Raw genomic sequence first — 18,439 nt, forward strand, 5'->3', positions numbered from 1 at the left:
ACTTCCCCCTCCTATTCTTCCGAATACAGCGATCGGATGGCGAACCAGCAGATGATTCCGACAAAGACGGTAAGAACGATCGCAAATGCGGCTGCATAACCAAAATCAAAATCCACAAACGCTTTTCTGTGCAAAAGAATCGAAGTCGTTTCGGTTGCCGTCCCCGGGCCGCCTCCGGTTAAAACGAAAATCTGGTCAAATACTTTGATTGAGCCGGCGGTTCTAAGGACAAGCGAAACGATGACAATACGTTTCATAAGCGGCATAGTCACGTGGCGAAGCGTCTGCCATGCCGTCGCCCCATCCATTTTCGCCGCTTCGAAGGGCTCGTTTGGAAGCGATTTCAAGCCTGCAAGCAAAGTAATAAACATAAATGAAGTCCATTGCCAGGTATCGACCATGATCACTGACGGCATGGCAAGCGCATTGTCGCTCAGCATCGCTACCTTCGCAAAACCGAGCATCGTCAGAAAATAATTGAAAATACCGAAATTATAATCCAGAATAAATTTCCAAATCAGGCCTACGACAACCGGCGTCACCATCATCGGCAGCACAAGCAAGGCCGTTACCGCCCCGTGCCCTGCGGTCATGCGGTTCACCGCCAGCGCCAACGTAAAGCCGAGCAGGAATTGCAAGCCGACCCCTGCGCCGACATACAACGCGGTGCGAAGCATGGACATATAAAATCCTTGGTCCTGCAATACATGCAAAATGTGCTTCATCCCGACAAAAGGCGGATCGTTCAACGTGAAAAACGTCCAATCATGCACACTTAGAAAAAATGTATACATCACAGGATAAAAAAACACAATGACCATGACGACGAACGCCGGAAGCAATAAAATAAAACGTATTCGCTCATCCAACCACGCCCACATGTTCCTTTTCCTCCGTTCTGTGTAAGATATCGAAATGGCCTCATTTTGCTGCATATGATCTCTCCCCCAGTCATCGATTTGCCAAGCAGCGAAGATAACGCTTTCAAAATGCATGTTTTCATTGTATATGGCTTTGAACAGTAACGGAATATACGATATAATTGGATTTGTACTATATCACTGTCATTATGAGGTCTTGCGTATGGACATATCCCTGCCCGCAAACATGTTTCCGCAATTTACTTATGTGGCTGACCGCAGATGTACGGCGAATTGGAAGTTTCAAGGAAGCACGATTTACGATAAGCATAATCTGATCCTTGTGTATGACGGCGAAGCCGAGCTTACATGCAACGGACAAGTGCATCGGGTCTCCAAAGGCGACTTGGTTTACTACAAGCCCCTTGACCACCGTTCGGGCCATACGTTTCCCGACCGTTTGATGCACTGCTTTACGGTTGATTTTCTGTATACGTGTCCGGTGCTGAACAACAACGATTGGGAATTTCTGAACATCGAGCTCCCCTTTGCTCCCGTCGAAAAAATCAATGACGAGTTTCTTTTTTCCCGGCTCATGGATCTGTTTTCCACTTTCACGGGCACGTGGCTGTCCGGCAATCACAATAAGGAGCTCCGTGGAAGAGCTATTTTTTTGGAAATGCTCTCCCTCTTGCTGCAGTGGAAAAGCGGGTCTAATTTCAATTATGATAAGGTGCGAAAAGTCGAGAAGGCGATTAATTTTATGACAGAGTTTTACCCGTCCCGGATCACCTTGCACCAAATAGCGGAAAGCGCAGGCATCAGTTCCTCCTACTTTGGCAGCATTTTCAAGGAAGTGACCGGGACGTCTCCCATCAACTATCTTTTGGACATTCGCCTGCGAAAAGCAAAGGAATTGTTAAGAGACGGCTACTGCGTTACGGAGGCGGCGGATAAGGTAGGCTTTAACGATATTTTTTATTTCAGCAAAAGTTTCAAGAAGCATGAAGGCATGACCCCTTCCCAGTATATGTTGAAGGATTCCGAAGCGGATCGTTTGTAGTATATCGCTTCAGACAGGAAGATTTAGAGCAAAGGCGGAATGACACATGAACCATCAACAATTAATCGAACTCGGTTTAAGCTACAAAAGCGCCAGTCTGCGGTATCCGTTCGATCCGGACATGCCGGTGCTTTACGTGCGGGAAAAAATGTTTGCCCTGTTTGCCAACCGGAACGGCGAGGAAAGCGTCAACCTGAAGACGGCCCCGGACGAAGCGTGGCTGCAGCGCGAAACCTACCCCGGCGCCGTGCTGCCCGGCTATCATATGAACAAGCGGCACTGGAACACCGTCGTGCTGAACGGCGAGGTGCCGGATGACGTCATCGTTACCATGCTCCGGGAATCCTACCTGCTTGTTATCGCAAAAATGCCAAAAGCAGACAGAGACCTGCTCCTGCAATCCTGAAAAAAGAAAGCTGAGCCATGCCGCCGCAGCGAAATGACTCAGCTTTCTTTTTTTCGTTTACCGTTTCAACCGTATGCTCAGGTTGCTCGCACCCGCCTGAGGAATCAATCGAACGCCACTTTCTTCATTCGTCCAGCTTGCTCCCTCTACCGACTCCACTTCGTGAACGCCGCGCAAAATCAGCTCCCACGCCTTGCCGGCGCCGCTGGTCTGAATGGCGATGCTATGATCGCTGCGCTTGGCATTCACTTCCAGTTCCACTCTTCCTTTCGTGTCGTACACGGTGGCGGATGCCGCTTGCCCTTCTCCAAGCTCAAACACATGCAGGACGACGCCTTCCGCATAGTCGTAATCCGGACGATGATCATGCTTGCCGACGGCAATGATGCTGCCCGGCCGGACCATCAACGGCAAGGAGAAATAATGGTGCCGCTCCCGCAGCCAGCGGCCGCCTTCAATAGTCTCTCCGCTCAGGAAGTGCGTCCAGCGGCCTTCCGGCAAGTAGTATCGGACCGTCCCCTGATCGTTGAAAATCGGCGCCACGAGCAGCGATTCGCCGAGCATATATTGACGGTCCAGTTGATCGCATGCGGCGTCTTCGTTAAATTCGAGCACCATGGCGCGCATTACAGGCAAACCCGTTTGCACCGCTTCTACCGAAGCGCTGAACAAGTACGGCATCAGCGTGGATTTCAGCTTCGTAAAAAAGCGCAGCACATCGCAAGCTTCATCGTCAAACAGCCACGGCACCCGGTACGATTGGCTTCCGTGCAAGCGGCTGTGCGAGGACAGCAGGCCGAACGCGGTCCAGCGTTTGTAGATGTCCGGCGTAGCCGTATTCTCGAAGCCGCCGATGTCATGGCTCCAGAATCCGAAGCCGGAGAGGCCTAACGACAACCCGCCGCGCAGTGTTTCGGCCATGGAGCTGTAATTGGCCGAACAGTCACCGCCCCAATGTACGGGGAATTGCTGGCCGCCTGCGGTAGCCGAACGGGCAAACAGCATGGCTTCGTTCTTGCCTTTCGTTTCTTCCAGCACTTCAAATACCGCTTTATTATATAAATGCGTGTAGTAGTTATGCATTTTTACGGGATCGGAGCCGTCAAAATAGACGACATCGGTCGGGATGCGCTCGCCGAAGTCGGTTTTGAAGCTGTCGACCCCCATTTCAACCAGCGCCTTAAGTTTATCTTTATACCAGCGCACGGCCGCCGGATTCGTAAAATCGACCAGCCCCATGCCGCCCTGCCATCTGTCCCACTGCCAAACGTCCCCGTCTTTTGTTTTGACGAGATAGCCGTTCGCCTGGCCTTCATCGAACAAGTAAGATTGCTGCGCAATATAAGAGTTAATCCAGACGCAAATATGGAGACCTTTGCTTTTCAGCCGCTGCAGCATGCCCTGCGGGTCCGGAAACACCTCCCGATCCCATTGGAAATCGCACCACTGGAACTCCTTCATCCAGAAGCAGTCGAAATGGAATACATGAAGCGGTATATCGCGCCCGATCATACCGTCGATAAAGCTGTTCACAGTCGCTTCGTCGTAACTCGTCGTGAACGATGTCGTCAGCCACAGACCGAAGGACCAGGCCGGAGGCAGAGCCGGTTTACCTGTCAGCGTCGTGTAATTTTGCAGCACTTCCTTCATGGAAGCCCCGCCGATGATATAATATTTCAACGATTCGCCGGGCACGCTGAACTGGACTTTCGATACTTGCTCTGAAGCGACTTCATACGAAACGCGTTCCGGATGATCGACAAATACGCCATAGCCGAAATTGGATATATAAAAAGGGATGTTTTTGTAAGCCTGCTCGCTGCAAGTTCCGCCATCTTCGTTCCACAGGTCGACGACTTGCCCGTTTTTCACAAATGGAGTAAACCGTTCGCCCAGACCGTAGACGTATTCGCCTACGCCCAAATCGAGCTGCTCTCTCATATAGGCGCTTTGATCCTGCAATTTGATATGGCCCGGACTTTTATACCCGCTGCCTGTCAAACGTCTGCCTTCATACATAAAATGGGTGCTCCAGCCGTCGTTTTTACGAATTTGCACACTGAGCTTTCCGCTTGTAAAGCCGGCGGCTTCCTCGCCGTTAACGACTTGAACCTGGACGTCGGCGCTGGCGTTTTTGTGAAACTCCGGACCATGCTGCCGTTTGCCTTTGTGATGAATCAGTTCTACGCAGATTACGTCCGGCATAGGCGACGTGTATTTGACGGTCATGATTGCCGTATTCAACGTATCTCCGCGAGTCACGATTTTTTTGCAGGAAGCAATAACCGTCAGGCTGTCCGAAGCGGTGCGAATATTGCGGATTTCTACCGGATAATTGAGCGTTACCCCTTGTCTGACATGCCAGTATCCATCTGTAAATTTCATTCTGTTTCCTCCACCTATCGCTCTTTTTATTTAGTCTTTCATGGAACCGGCCGTCATGCCGCCGACTACATATTTTTGCATCGTGACGAAAATGACGATAATCGGCAGCGCCGCCAAAGTGGCGACCGCCATCAGGTTGTTCCATTCGGTCCCGTACTGCCCGATAAAACGGTACAGGCCCAAAGTTAGCGGACGCACCGAATTTCCGGTTGTTAAGGTCAGCGCAAAAATAAAGTCTCCCCATCCGAACAAGAAGCAGAACACCGCAACCGTCAGCAAGCCCGGAATCACCAGCGGCAAAATAATTCGCGTAAACGAAGTCAGTTTATTGCAGCCATCCATCATCGCCGCTTCTTCCAGTCCGCCCGGCAAGCTCAGAAAGAAAGGCCGCAGCGTGATGATCGCAAACGGCAAAGCGTGAATTAAATCGGCAAAAATGAGTCCGGCAAAATTATCGGTCAAGTTCGCCTTGGAAAACATCATATACAAAGGCATCGCCATCATAATACCCGGCAGCATTTGAATGGAAAGCAGCAAAATCATGATGACCGCCTTCCCTTTAATGGAAAGCCGCGCCAGCGCATACGCCGCAGGTACAGCCAGCAAAAGAGACAGCAGCATGGTGCCCGCAGCGATAATGACGCTGTTTCCGATGTAGCCGATCATATCCCGGTTGCGAACAAAGTTGTTGATATATGAATCGAGCGCCGGCTTCACCGGAACAATATGCGGCGGATTGTGATACAGCTCCGTAATCGGCGTCAGCGAAGTTTTGACCATCCAATACACGGGAAACAAAAACACGATCATGATGAGCACGGCAATGAAGGTCGCACCGGATGCTTTCCATTTTGAGTCAACCATTAGTGAACCTCCTCTTTGTTCGACATTCTCAAGTACACGACGGCAACGGCTACTAAAATCAGGAACATGATCATCGAAACCGCAGCGCCCTGGCTGAACTCAAACGTCGTAAAGGAAAGCTGATAAGCATAAATAGGCAATACGGTTGAAGCCGTGACCGGTCCTCCGGCGGTCATAATGAACACCAGATCAAACACTTTGAACGTATAAATAATGCCCAGCATGAACAGCACAAGGATCGTAGGCCTCAGCAGCGGCAGCGTAATATGCCTGAATTGCAAAAATCGGTTGGCGCCATCCAGCTTCGCAGCTTCGTATAAATGCGTAGGCAGCGTCTGCAACCCGGAGAGAAGAATGATCATGTTGAAAGGAATGCCTGTCCAAATATTCGCCACGATCGTCCCCAGCAGCGCCGTACCGGCATCGCTGAGCCAATTGACGGGCTTGCTTATAAGGCCCAAGGACTGCAAAAAATAATTGATTACGCCATAATCGCCGGAAAACATCCACTGAAAAACAGTCCCGGTAATGACAACCGGCAGCATCCAGGCAAGCAGCATCAATGAACGAAACAAATTCCGCCCCGGAAATTTCATATTGAAAAACAAAGCCAATCCAAACCCGATTGCAAATTGAAAGAATATGCTGAGTACAGTGAAAACGGCCGAGTTCTTCATCGAAATATAAAACACCGGATCCTGCAGCGATTTGATGTAATTGTTCAACCCGATAAAATGATGCTCGCCTTTCAAGTTGTACACGTTCACGTCTTGAAAACTAAGCGTAATGTTATAAGCGATCGGAAAAACGACGAATACCGCGATAAATACGAGCGCCGGCAAAACGAATAAATAGCTGTTCCATGAAGAAAACCATTTGGCGCCTCCAGTTGACCGGGACATCATGTCTCCCCCCTATTGTCCAAGCTGTGGTTTTATTTTGGCATCGGCATCTTTCACTGCCGCTTCCGGCGTTTTGGCGCCTGTGATGACCTCCTGCATCATCAGTTGAATCGCTTCCGAAATTTTCGGATAGTTCGGCCCGTAAGCTCTGGCCTTGGCCACTTTCATGGCATCCGCGAATACTTTCAACTGCTTGTCGTTTTGCCAGTAAGGATCCATCAGGTAATCTTCGCGGCTTGGCAGACGGCCCGCCGCTTTCGTGAACTCCTTCAGACGGTCGGGCTCATTGGCAAACTTGATGATGTCAAATGCGACGTCTTTATGCTTGGAAGCGGCAGTAATCGCCCAGTTTTCACCGCCGAGAATCGTTCCTCCCTGCTTGTTGGCCGGAAGCTCGACGACATCCCAATTCACTTTGCCTTCTTTTCGGAGCAGCGGGATTTGCCATGGACCGTTGATCATCATGGCAACTTTGCCTGTGGAGAACTGCACGACGGTATCGGATTGCTTCTGGTTCATGACTTCTTTGGACATGTAACCGTTAACAATCATATCCTTCATCAGCGTGGCCGCTTCGATCGTGCCCGCGCTGTTAAAGTTAGGGATGTCGGAACCCGACTGATACATGAGAGGCAGGAATTGGAACGTGCCCTCTTCCGTTTTGACAGCCGTCATTGCAAAGCCGTATACATCCGGTTTCGTCAGCTTTTTAGCCGCTTCCTTGAGCTCATCCCAAGTTTTCGGCGGATTGACTCCGGCCGCTTTCAGCATATCTACGTTGTAGTAAAGCGCCAGATCGTTGCTGCCGACGGGTACGCCGTAATTTTTGCCTTTGTAAATCGTCGAGGACCACGGCCCCGTGAAATATTTATCGGCTTGGCCCCACTGCTGAACTTCCTTCGTTATATCCGCAAGGATACCCGCTGCGGCGAAGGCCTGGTGATCCGGATTGTCGATCCATACGATATCGGGAACCTGGTTGCCCGCAGCTCCGAGCAGCAGCTTGTTTTTGATATCGGCGAAGGAAATAAACGTCCGCTCGATTTTAACATTCGGATGGGCAGCCTCGTAATCAGCTATCGTTTTCTTTAAAGCGCCTTGCGTAGCTTCGCTGGTCATCGAATCCCACCATTGAATCGTAACTTTCTCGCCCGGTGCCGCCGTACCTTGCGCAGATTTGGACGCATCGCCTGTTTCCGTTTTGGGCGCACATGCCGTCGTCAGCGCTACAAGCGCAGACATCGCAACCATAACAGCTCTTACATGTTTAAACATTGTTCGTTCCCCCTAGTCAAGTCGATTAATATGCAAAGCTGAGATCCGTCCCCGGAAATGTAAACGGATGCACAGCAGTATGCCGATAGCCTATTTAATTCATCAAAAAACCCTTCAATAAATGATGTACGTTAATCATTTTAGTGCAAAAAAATGCGTTATTTCTTTGATAAAGATCAAATGTAATAACGCGCATTCTCTTTTGTGGCCAATTCCAACTTGGTGATGTTCTCTTTCACATTCACTTTGTAACCGGAAACCAGATAGTCAAACATCGACTTGACCGTAAGATACCCCTGATTTACCGGGTCCTGACAAATGGTTGCGGTAACGATGCCTTTTCTCATATATCGATAAATGTCTTCATTCATGTCATGACCGATCAAAGCAACCGGCTTCGCCAAATTCGCATCGGCCAAATGCCCGGCGACTACATGAAGCTTCGCACTTGATACGTAAATGCCGTCAACCTGTTGAAAGTAATCGATAAATGTGTCGAGCGATTCATAATCTTCCTGCTGCAGTTTCAGCGGACCGATCAGTTCGATATGATCGTAATCGGCCACAACCTCGCGGAATCCGGTAATCTTTTGCTGCATTTGAAAGTTGGTGTAGGACATGATCAGACCGACTTTCGTCTTTGCGCCGATGAATTTGCAAAGCACGTCTGCCGCCAGACGGCCCGCGATCCGATAGTCGCATCCGACATAAAACAGCCGCTTGCTTAAAGGAGAATCGCTGTTAAAGGTGCAAATCGCAATGCCCTGATCCACCCCGTAGTCAATAATATCGGCCATTTCCTGCGGGTCATTGGGAGATAACGCGAGCGCGTCGAACCGTCCGGAATCGATGAGCTGGCGGACCGTTTTCTTTTGCTGCTCCAAATCGTATTTTTCGGAACGGACAATATGTACATGCAGACCGTAATCGCGGAATTCGTCTATGGCGATTTGCACGCCTTTTTCGACCTGGGTCCAAAAGTATTCGGGAAGCTCCGGAAAGACGATAGCCATGGCATATTCGTTCTTGCGGGACAAGAAACTGGCCGATTTGTTCGGCGTGTAGTTCAGCTCCTTGATTTTGTCCATAACCATTTGAAACGTTTTGGGTTTGACATTGCCCCTGTTGTTCAACACACGGTCAAGCGTGGCGACAGAAACGCCGATCTGCTCCGCCATTTCCTTGATCGTTAACCGTTTGCTTTGATCCATCTCACAACCTCTGCCTAACATCATAATTTTTTTGCCGCTGCTAATTTACGTGACTATCATATCAAGGCACAATTATGATGTCAACGGTTTCATGATGTGTTTTCAGATGTTTTGATATACGCACATCATTTTGTATATTTTTGCTTCAGCCAGCTCATGCTGTTGGCGACGCTTTGCAGCGGGGGATTGCGGAGGCACATATCCTGCTCCACAATGAGCCACTCCACGCCTGCAGCGGGTGCCGCAGCAATAACGTCCGCGAGCGGAACTTCCCCTTGCCCGAGCTCCAGAGTCGCCATTTGGTACTTGAAATTGTGCGAACCGAACTGTTTGGCAAACATTTGATTCATAGCTTCAATCGCTTCTTCATCCCTGGAATAGTCCTTGAGGTGCAGAAGCGGCAGCCTGCCGGCATATTTCGCCATATAGCCGAGCGTGTCCTTCCCGGCAAAAGCCAGCCAGCATACGTCCATTTCCATTTGCAGCAATTCCGGGGGGAGCGCCGCGTACAAGGCGTCGAAGGCAAATTGGCCGTCGACTTGAACATCGAATTCAAACGCGTGATTATGATACGCGAACGTAAGACCATGCTTGCTTGCTTCGGCTCCGACTTCTTCGAAGAAAGCGAACATACGTTTCCAGTCGTCCGGCGATTGGCGTTTCTCTACATCGATGCTCGGACAGATCAAATATTTGCCACCGATTTCAAGCAAATAATCGATTTCAGTTTGCAGCTGGTTGCGCAAATTTTGCAGACCGACATGGCTGCCGATCGCCTGGAGCCCCGTTTCCTGCAAAAACCGTTTCATCTCCCCGGCGGCAATCCCGCCGTATCCGGCGAATTCCACGCCTTCGTACCCGACCTCGGCTACCCGGTGCAGCGTTCCGGGAAAATCGGCAGCCGTTTCGTTGCGCAGCGTGAACAATTGCACGCCTATACCCATTTTTCTCATCGTACACTCTCCTTCAATACATAGGTTATGGCCGACCGTTTGAATCGCTCAAGCGGTCGGCCCCCTTCATCTATTATTTATTCGTTTTCGCCCATTCATCAAGCTGTTTTTGCTTCTCGGCGATAATTTTGTCGATGCCCGAAGCTTTCAGTTTGCTGATGAATTCCGGCAAGTTTTTGTCCGGGTCCAGCGTTCCGGTTTCCAGCCCTACTTTAAATTGATCTTTCACGCTTTGCACGGCGGCCACTTCCGTCTTAACCGGGTCGACCGTGAAGCTGAAGCCGAGCGCTTTTGATTTTTTGGACGATTTATTGAATTCCTCCTGTTTTTTCCAAACGTTCGGATCATCGTTATCCCACACGTAGGAGAGGAACTGGTTGCCCCATTCCCAGCCGTGATTCGGGCTGTAGGTCGCATTTTGCGCATCTACGCCGTTCGGGAAGCCGATCAGGTCACCTTTTTTGACATAGTGCTTGCCTTCGATGCCATAGTCGATCAAATTGACCAAATCTTTGTCAGAGTAGAGCAGGTTGAGGAACATCATCGCCCTCTCCGGGTCCTTCGAGTTTTTGGCGATGCTGAACATGACGTTGGCGATCGACGAAGTTGAGGTAACCGGCGAGATAATGCGGGCCGCCACCATCGGCGTTCCTGTCGAAATCGCTTCCTTGGCTTCATAGCCGGGTTTCATATGCGCCACGAACGCAAAAGCTTTGCCGGCCTTCACCAGTTCTTCCGGACGGAGCTTATTCGTCGCGATATCTTTCGGAACGTATCCTTCCGTATACCATCTTCTGACCATTTTCAGCAAATCCGCATACTGCTTCGATTCGAACCAGTTGACTACTTTCAAGTTATTGTCATGATCGGGCAAAACGCCGTTGTCGTCGTTCAAAGGGTCCATGAATCCCGGAGCGATGGCCGCAACAATCGAATTGCCCGCCCCTTCCGGAATAATAGCCGCCATATTCGGCTCGTTATCCTTGATGATTTTGAAAACGGCATCCAGATCGTCGAAGGTTTTGATTTTGCTCAGATCGATCTTGTATTTATCGACGATATCTTTGCGCATCAGAACGCCGTAGTCTGCGGCCCAGTCCCGAACGCTCGGTACGCCGTACAGCTTGCCGCTCGTCGTAGTCGCTTTTTGAATATCCGGCGTGACGACCTTGGCGATATCCGGCCCGTATTTCTTAAGCAGGTCTTCCAGCGGAACAAGCTGCCCTTTGGCCGCCTGCGTGCCGTAGCCCAAAGACGTCAAGGTGACCAGCAGATCCAAATTTTCATTGCTGGCAAGCATCAGATTGATTTGCTGGGAATATGCCGCAGGATCGATCGGAACGAATTTAACAGTGGCGTTAATTTTCGCTTTGGTCAACTTGTTGACGGCATCCTGGACTTCCTGCGAATCTTTCGTGTTCCCCACCTTGTAGTAGGCGATCGTCAGCTCATAAGGCTTTAAATCCGACTTGGCCGTCGCGGTTCCCCCTGCCTCGCTTTGCGGCTTGGCCGCCGTGGAGCTTCCCGCACCGCCGCCTCCGCAAGCCGTCAGCAGCAGTGAAACCGTCATCATTCCTGCCAGCGCAGATTGGATGCCCTTCCGCTTCTTGTTCATGTGATAACCTCCCTTTTGAATATATAGCTGTACTGTATGCCAACCGGCAGCCGCCGAGTATAGCCTAGCCTTTGACCGCCCCGATGACGAGACCTTTTACGAAATATTTTTGAAAAAAAGGATACGCGCACAGCAGCGGAACAGTTCCGATTACCGCCATAGCCATCCGAACCGATTCCATCGGAATTTTGCTGCTTTCGGCAAGTTCCGTCGTTTGGCTCAGCGCACCGTTAGATAAAAATTGCGCATTCAGCAAAATCCGGTTCAATAAATTTTGCAAGCTGAACAAATCGCTGTCGGTAATATAAATTAAACCGTTGAACCAATCGTTCCAGTAGCCGATCGTTTGCATCAAACCGACAGTCGCCAAAATCGGGAGAGAAAGCGGAAGCACGATTTGGAAAAAGATTTTAAATTCCCCGGCTCCATCGATCGAGGCCGATTCAATAACCGGCGCCGGAATCGAACTCATAAAAAAAGTTCGCATAATAAGAACGAAAAATCCGTTGGACAGCAGGCCGGGAATGATTAAAGCCAGCAGCGTGTTTTTCATATCGAACAATTGGGTGTACACCAGGTAAGTCGGAACCAGTCCGCCGTTAAACAGCAGGGTGAAAAACACGATAAACGAAAGCGGCTTGCGCATCAGCATATCTTTTCTGGACAGCGGATAGGCGCACAAAGCTGTAATTGACAGCCCGACAAACGTGCCGACAATCGTCACGAATATGGTAATGCCGTAAGCGCGAAAAATGTTCGAAGCGTCGTTCCACAAAAATTGATACGCGGAAAGGCTCAGTTTGCTCGGAAAAAACGAATACCCCTCTTGCACAATCGTCGTTTCATCGGTAAAAGACGTAATCACGAGCAGAAAAAACGGAAGCAGGCAAAGGCACACAATGCCAATGAAAAACACATGAATGAACGATTGGTACAGTCCTTGTCTGATTTTCAAATCGATCCCCCCTTTTAAAACAATGCGTTATCCCGGTTTCGCTTGCTCACCACGTAGTTCGAAATAAGGACGAGTATGAATCCGACCACGGATTGGTACAAGCCCGCCGCCGAAGACATGCCGATATCCCCCAGTCTCAGCAAAGCCCGGTATACGTACGTATCGATGACATTCGTTGTCGGAAAGAGCGCTCCGGTATCAAGCGGCACTTGATAAAACAAGCCGAATTCCGAGTAAAAAATGCGCCCGATTTGCAGCAGCGTCATGATCACGATAACCGGCGTTATTAAAGGTATGGTAATGTTGGTGATCTGCTGCCATTTGCTCGCTCCGTCGATGGTGGCTGCCTCGTAATACTCGGGATCGATTCCGATAATCGCCGCCAAATAAATGACGCATAAATAACCTACGTGCTTCCAGATGTTCACAAAGATCAAAATGTACGGCCAATATTTCGGCTCGCTGTACCATGAAATTGCGTCCAAGCCAAACAAAGGCAGCAGGTGCTTGTTAATGTAACCGGTTTCACCACTCAGCATGGCAAGCACCAAATAGCCGACGATAACCATGGAAATCAAATACGGAATGAGAATGATGCTTTGATAAAACCGGGCGAACCATTTTTTGCGCACTTCATTGAGCAAAATGGCGACGCCGACGGCGATGATCAGGTTGATGACAATAAAAGCCGAATTATACAGAAGCGTATTGCGGGTAATGATCATTGCATCGGAAGTTTTAAACAAATACTCGAAATTTTTAAATCCGACCCATTCGCTTGCCCATATTCCTTTCGTAAAATTGATGTCTTTGAACGCAATCACCAAGCCGAGCATCGGCAAATAGTTGTTTATGATCAAATAAATCAATTCAGGCAGCACCATGACGAACAACGGGGCATACCTCCATATTTTTTTCAGTTTTTTTCTCGCTGCCGATTTCGTAACCGCGACCTCTGCTGCCGATGCTGAAATAGCCGTTGTGGTTGTCCCCATATCGTTCCTCCTCTTCGGTTATATTCCCATCATATACGGCTTTCGTCCGGTCTTCTACCTGTTTCCCGACTTCCCGTTACCACATTTCCGACTTGGGAGTCTGAAACAATTTCCGGTAATCCTGCGGATTCATTTCCATCGCCTTTTTAAACATTTTCGAGAAATGGGAAAAGTTGCTGTAGCCCACCGAAGCGGCAATGCTGCCAATCGGGACATCCGTTTTGGCCAGCATTTCTTTGGCGATCTCCACCCTTTCCTGGAGGACGTATTCGGAAATCGTCAAACCGATTTCTTTTTTGAACATTCTCGTCAAATAGTCCGGGTTCAAATTCACATGGCCTGCGATATCCTCGCGCGAAATGTCTTCGTATATGTGCCGGGTAATATACTGCTTCACTTTGTCTACGACGGACTGCCCCTCATCGGCGGTATGAATACGGCCGGCCGCTTCTTCGATCAGCGATCCGGCCCACTGCCGCAGATCGGCCACAGAACGCGTAGTGGCGGAAGCTTGTACGGACAACAGTGCCTCGGAAAACACCTGATGCGCCCGCAGCCCTTTATAGTGCAAAACATGATAAAGCATTTGCAGAAAGTCCTCGTAAAATCTGCGCAGCAATTTGGCGTCTAGACTTTCCATCCGCTTCATGGCGTCCAAATACTGATCGATCTCTTCGATCAGCTGCTTTTTGCACCCCTGCTTGAGCATTTCGGCCCAGCCGTTCATTTGCGGCAGCGGAATCGTGTCATAGCTCCGTTTTTGCCCGCTCAAGAAAAAAACTTTGTTCGACAGCGTGACGTTACGGGATTCCATCTCAACCAGCGCTTCGAACGCGCCAAGCGTCCCCTCGATATGCACGGAGCTGCCGATATAACAGCAAATGTCGCAAAAAAAGTAAGCATTGCAAGCTTCAATATACGACTGCAGGTCGCTGCGCAGCTTCTCGTTATCCATCCCGCCCGCAGCGTCTGCCGTAAGGATCGCAAGCAATGCACCGCTTTTAACCTGGACGATTTGGCCTTGCGATTTTTTGATTGCGATCAGCTCTTCGAGCGAGTTGCGCAGGGCGTACTCCATAATTTTTTCTTCCCGCAAAGTCAGCTTCTTGTGCCAGCGCTGCACGCTGATCAATATCGGCAAAAACAGCATCGTATCGCTGTAGGGAATGTTGTGCTTCACCAAAATTTGCCCGATTTGATCTCTGCGCGATGGAATCGACCGGTTGATCAGCTCCTGCCAAAAGCGCTCCATAAACATGGGCTGATACGACTCCCACAGCTGGTAATAATGCCTGTAGGTCTCGTTGAACCGGATGAGCTCCCTTTCTTTTTCCAATTTGCAGATCGCTTTTCGCACCGCTTTTTCCAAATCCGGAAAACGGACCGGCTTCAGCATGTAATCCAGGCTTCCCAGTTGAATCGCCTTTTGCGCGTACCCGAAATCAGCGTGACAGGTTAAAAAAATCGCCTCGGTTTCCGGGAAATGCTCTTTGACCCATTCCAGCAGCTGAAACCCGTCGCCTTCCGGCATTTCAATATCGCAAATCAAAATATCGATCCTTTGAGCGGCAAAAATTTCTTTCGCCTGTCGGATGTTGAACGCTTCATGAACGTTTGAAAATCCGAGCTGCTCCCACTCTACCCCTGCCTTGATCCCCCGCACGGCATGAATTTCATCATCCACGACCAGCAAATGTAGCATCGGCTCTGCCCCCTTCATTGACTTCCTTCTTAAAAAACGGAATGAGAATTTCGATAACCGCCCCTTGACCGGCGTCGTTGGAGAACGCAATCTGCGCCTCATCCCCGTACAGCAGACGCAATCTGCGCTGCACATTCCAGATTCCGATGCGGTAGCCTTCCCCGTCGCAATTTTCCGTCTCCGTCTGCAGCTGCGCCAAAACTTCCTTGGGGAATCCTTTGCCCGTATCCCGGATGCAAATTTGGATCTTTTCGTCCCCTCTGGCCTCAATCGTGATCCCGATATGAACCTGCCTGTCCATGCTGACGGCATGTTTGATCGAATTTTCCACAAAAGTTTGGATCACAAGCGGAGGAACAAGCCCTTCCAGCAATTCGTCTGATACGGACAGGTCGTGAGTTAAATTCGCAGGAAAGCGCATCTCCTGGATGCGACAATAGTTCAGCGTATGCTGAATCTCATCCTTCAGCGCCACGAACGCCAGGTTGCTGCGGAACATAAAACGGAAATATTGCACGAGGCAAAGCGCCATCTCCTGAATCAGGGCGAAATCTTTCACCTGCGCCAAATTATAAATAATGTTCAGCGAATTTAAAAAGAAATGCGGATTGATTTGCAGCTGCAAATGCTTCAGCTCGGCCTTCTGATGGTTCAACTGCTCTTCCAGAACGTTGATTTTCAATTCCTGGATTTGCGATATCATCCGGTTAAACGACTGGTTCATCGTCTCGAATTCAATGACTGACGGACGGTAAGTGATGCGCACATCCAAATTCCCGTCTTCGATTCTTCGCATGGCCATCATGATCCGGTTAATCGGAACTAAAATAATGGTTCTCAAAACATATAGAATAAACGGCAGCAGAACAAGCGAACCGATTAATATGAAAGCGACGATGTTCCGAAGGAACGGGAGATTTTCCAAAATGACGCTGTCCGGAATGACGGCCGCCAAGCTGAACCGCCCTTTCGCCGACTTTTCCCCGACTACCAAAAATTTTCCATTGGCTCCTGTCAGCTTGTAGTCCTTGCCGACGTAGTTCAAATCGATCCGGTTTTTTTGCACGAAAGGCTGGTTAGCCATCGCTTCGAATGTATCCGTGACCAGCATCGATTTGCCGTTTACACCCAAATCAACCAAATTAAGCGGTACCATTAATTCGGTTGCGTCGCCCCAGGCTCCGATATAAACGTTCCCATATTTGATCACGCGAGTCAAAAAATATTGATCTCCAAGCTTGTGAATGAACCATTCTTTCAAGTTTATTTGGTTGGCGCCGCTGAGCTGATCCTGAAACATTTGATTGATGCTGCTTTCAATCGCTTCCTGCCTGCCATAGTTGACTTGATCGCTCATGACGGTCAATAAATCCTGATTCGGCTCCGAGTAAACAAAAAACATTTCCATCGATTTGTAGTTCGGAAGGTCTTTTAACAGTTTGTTATTCAATTGAATTTTTGTGAAATAATAGCGGTCGTCATTTTGCGTCCTCTGCACATCCAGGACGAGCAGGCCGGTTTCCTGTGCGGCGACGTTGAACAAATATTTGTCCACCTCATCCAGATTGCGGTCGATTTGGCCCATGTACAGGCTGATTAAATTTTTGTTCGATTGGGCGACCTGATTGCGTACGACTTTAATCGCGTACAAATTGTTGTAAATCATAACAACGATGAGCGGGACGACGATCAAAAATAAGCCGAAAACCAGCTTAAAGCGAAGCGACTTGAGCAGCGGCCGTTTGCCTGATTGCACGGTTGATTTGCGCCCCCTTTCATTTCTTTGATTCCATGTTATCATGATTGAACTATTCGCACCACAACTAACGCATTGCAGGAATTCTGCTATGAAAACCCGGGTTGACGGAGCTCCCGCTATCCCGCGCACGCTTCGCCGGATTGGTCGATTCGTTGACAATGATTCTCATAATCAATAATATGGAAAGGGTGGACATTTACAATTTCAGGTTCCAATTTACGAAATTATTCGGGAGGTTATCATGTTTTATCGAAAGAAACCAACAGCGTCACGCCTTTCTTTTTGCGCCATCGTATTTTGCGCCGTCGCGCTTATCGCTTCAGGCTGCGGAAAAGCGGGAGACCAGGCAGCCGGCAAAACGGTCAAAGACAGCATGAACCATGAAGTCGCCATCCCTGCCAATCCGCAGCGCATCATCGCCTCCTATTTGGAAGATCCTTTGCTAACTCTGGGCATTAAACCCGTGGCGCAATGGTCGGTAAAAGGAGGAAACGTGCAGGAATATTTGCGAACGCAGCTGGACGGAATTCCCGCCATCCCTTCTACACTTCCGCCTGAGACTGTGCTCAGCTATAACCCCGATCTTTTGATCATGGGGCCTGAATCTGCAGTCGAGAACGGTCTCTATGAACATTATTCGAAAATCGCCCCAACCTATGTGCTGGGTACAGAGCTTATCGGCGATTATCGGAAAACGCTGCTGAAAATGGGCGAGCTTTTGAACAAAACGGCCGAAGCCAACCGCGCACTTGAGCAGTACGATCAAAAGCTCAAAGAAACAAAAGAAAAGCTGCAGAAGTCCATCGGCGAGAAAAAAGTCGCCATTTTGTGGCTGACGAATAAAAACTTTTATGTCGTCAACGGTAAAGTAGCCAGCGGCGCTGTCGTTTACGGAGAATTGGGATTGCAAACGCCCAACATCGTTGCGGTGCTGCCGGATGCCAAAGCGAACTGGGTCGCGATATCGCTGGAGAAGCTCGCCCAACTGGACGCAGACTACATTTTTCTGGTCAACAGCGACAAAGGGCTCTCGGGCAATTTGGAAGATCCGCTGTGGAAAAACATCCCCGCCGTACAATCGGGACATATTTACGAAGTCGACTCCAACAGCAGCTGGCTGTACAACGGCGTCATAGCCGGCGAAAGAGTGATGGACGATATCGTCAAGCTCACGGCGAGATAAAGGGATGTCGAGGGGGAGCGGCGCGCGGAAAGCGCTGTCGGGCTTTGCGACCGACTGGGCTGTGCGCCTTTGGCGGCGCGTGGAAAGCCCAGTCAGGCATCGCGTCCGACTGGGTTGTGCGCCTTAGGCGGCGCACGCAAAAACCTGCAAAAGTGCAGGTTTTTGCACGTCGGAGGGCCTGCAACGATGGCGTACAATAGTTTGTGTACCAAGATCTGGAGTCTTCCAGACAGCAAAAAAGTAGGGTATTCTCGGGATGGCTAAAGTCACCAAGAAAGGAACCCTACTCATGGCAACTATAACAGAAAACA

The 18,439-nt window shown here is 49.6% G+C and carries 15 protein-coding genes; 3 read left to right on the top strand and 12 right to left on the bottom strand.

Annotation, left to right across the window (positions count from 1 at the left end; genetic code table 11):
- Positions 1–11 precede the first annotated feature (11 nt).
- Positions 12–881 carry a carbohydrate ABC transporter permease gene (locus AC3G2T_RS21185; protein WP_488436791.1) on the bottom strand — a complete coding sequence of 290 codons (870 nt, stop codon included), beginning with the start codon at positions 879–881 and terminating at the stop codon, positions 12–14.
- Between the two features lie 202 nt (positions 882–1,083).
- Between AC3G2T_RS21185 and AC3G2T_RS21190 the strand changes: the two genes are divergently transcribed.
- Together AC3G2T_RS21190 and AC3G2T_RS21195 are read left to right on the top strand one after the other, a co-directional pair.
- Positions 1,084–1,923 carry an AraC family transcriptional regulator gene (locus AC3G2T_RS21190; RefSeq protein ID WP_488436792.1) on the top strand — a complete coding sequence of 280 codons (840 nt, stop codon included), beginning with the start codon at positions 1,084–1,086 and terminating at the stop codon, positions 1,921–1,923.
- A gap of 46 nt (positions 1,924–1,969) precedes the next feature.
- Entirely contained in the window at positions 1,970–2,329 is a 360-nt protein-coding gene (locus AC3G2T_RS21195; protein WP_488436793.1) for an MmcQ/YjbR family DNA-binding protein, read from the top strand.
- Positions 2,330–2,386: 57 nt separating this feature from the next.
- On the opposite strand, the gene yicI is transcribed toward AC3G2T_RS21195, so the two are convergent.
- From yicI to AC3G2T_RS21250, 11 genes are all read right to left on the bottom strand, one after another.
- Positions 2,387–4,714: an alpha-xylosidase gene (gene yicI, locus AC3G2T_RS21200; RefSeq protein ID WP_474681120.1), complete on the bottom strand. Its 2,328-nt coding sequence runs from the start codon at positions 4,712–4,714 to the stop codon at positions 2,387–2,389.
- A 30-nt stretch (positions 4,715–4,744) separates the two neighbouring features.
- Positions 4,745–5,578, bottom strand: a complete 834-nt coding sequence (locus AC3G2T_RS21205) for a carbohydrate ABC transporter permease (protein ID WP_488436794.1) — start codon at positions 5,576–5,578, stop codon at positions 4,745–4,747.
- On the bottom strand, positions 5,578–6,483 hold the full coding sequence (locus AC3G2T_RS21210) for a carbohydrate ABC transporter permease (RefSeq protein ID WP_474681122.1): 906 nt from the start codon (positions 6,481–6,483) through the stop codon (positions 5,578–5,580). Before AC3G2T_RS21210 ends, AC3G2T_RS21205 begins: the two co-directional genes overlap by 1 nt.
- A gap of 9 nt (positions 6,484–6,492) precedes the next feature.
- Positions 6,493–7,755, bottom strand: a complete 1,263-nt coding sequence (locus tag AC3G2T_RS21215; RefSeq protein WP_474681123.1) for an ABC transporter substrate-binding protein — start codon at positions 7,753–7,755, stop codon at positions 6,493–6,495.
- Positions 7,756–7,931: 176 nt separating this feature from the next.
- A complete protein-coding gene (locus AC3G2T_RS21220; RefSeq protein WP_474681124.1) occupies positions 7,932–8,966 on the bottom strand; it encodes a LacI family DNA-binding transcriptional regulator in 1,035 nt (344 codons plus the stop codon).
- 125 nt (positions 8,967–9,091) lie between these two features.
- Positions 9,092–9,919, bottom strand: coding sequence for a sugar phosphate isomerase/epimerase family protein (locus AC3G2T_RS21225; protein WP_488436795.1), 828 nt, complete (start codon positions 9,917–9,919; stop codon positions 9,092–9,094).
- Positions 9,920–9,992: 73 nt separating this feature from the next.
- Positions 9,993–11,534, bottom strand: coding sequence for an ABC transporter substrate-binding protein (locus tag AC3G2T_RS21230; protein ID WP_474681126.1), 1,542 nt, complete (start codon positions 11,532–11,534; stop codon positions 9,993–9,995).
- Positions 11,535–11,598: 64 nt separating this feature from the next.
- A complete protein-coding gene (locus AC3G2T_RS21235; protein WP_488436796.1) occupies positions 11,599–12,489 on the bottom strand; it encodes a carbohydrate ABC transporter permease in 891 nt (296 codons plus the stop codon).
- A gap of 14 nt (positions 12,490–12,503) precedes the next feature.
- On the bottom strand, positions 12,504–13,373 hold the full coding sequence (locus tag AC3G2T_RS21240) for an ABC transporter permease (protein WP_488436808.1): 870 nt from the start codon (positions 13,371–13,373) through the stop codon (positions 12,504–12,506).
- Positions 13,374–13,560: 187 nt separating this feature from the next.
- Positions 13,561–15,186 carry a response regulator gene (locus tag AC3G2T_RS21245; RefSeq protein WP_488436797.1) on the bottom strand — a complete coding sequence of 542 codons (1,626 nt, stop codon included), beginning with the start codon at positions 15,184–15,186 and terminating at the stop codon, positions 13,561–13,563.
- Positions 15,161–16,942, bottom strand: a complete 1,782-nt coding sequence (locus AC3G2T_RS21250) for a sensor histidine kinase (protein WP_488436798.1) — start codon at positions 16,940–16,942, stop codon at positions 15,161–15,163. Before AC3G2T_RS21250 ends, AC3G2T_RS21245 begins: the two co-directional genes overlap by 26 nt.
- A 244-nt stretch (positions 16,943–17,186) precedes the next feature.
- Here AC3G2T_RS21250 and AC3G2T_RS21255 point away from each other — a divergent pair, with 244 nt between their 5' ends.
- Entirely contained in the window at positions 17,187–18,128 is a 942-nt protein-coding gene (locus tag AC3G2T_RS21255) for an ABC transporter substrate-binding protein (RefSeq protein ID WP_474681130.1), read from the top strand.
- The last annotated feature ends 311 nt before the right edge of the window (positions 18,129–18,439 follow it).

The organism is Paenibacillus sp. sgz302191, assembly GCF_057749925.1.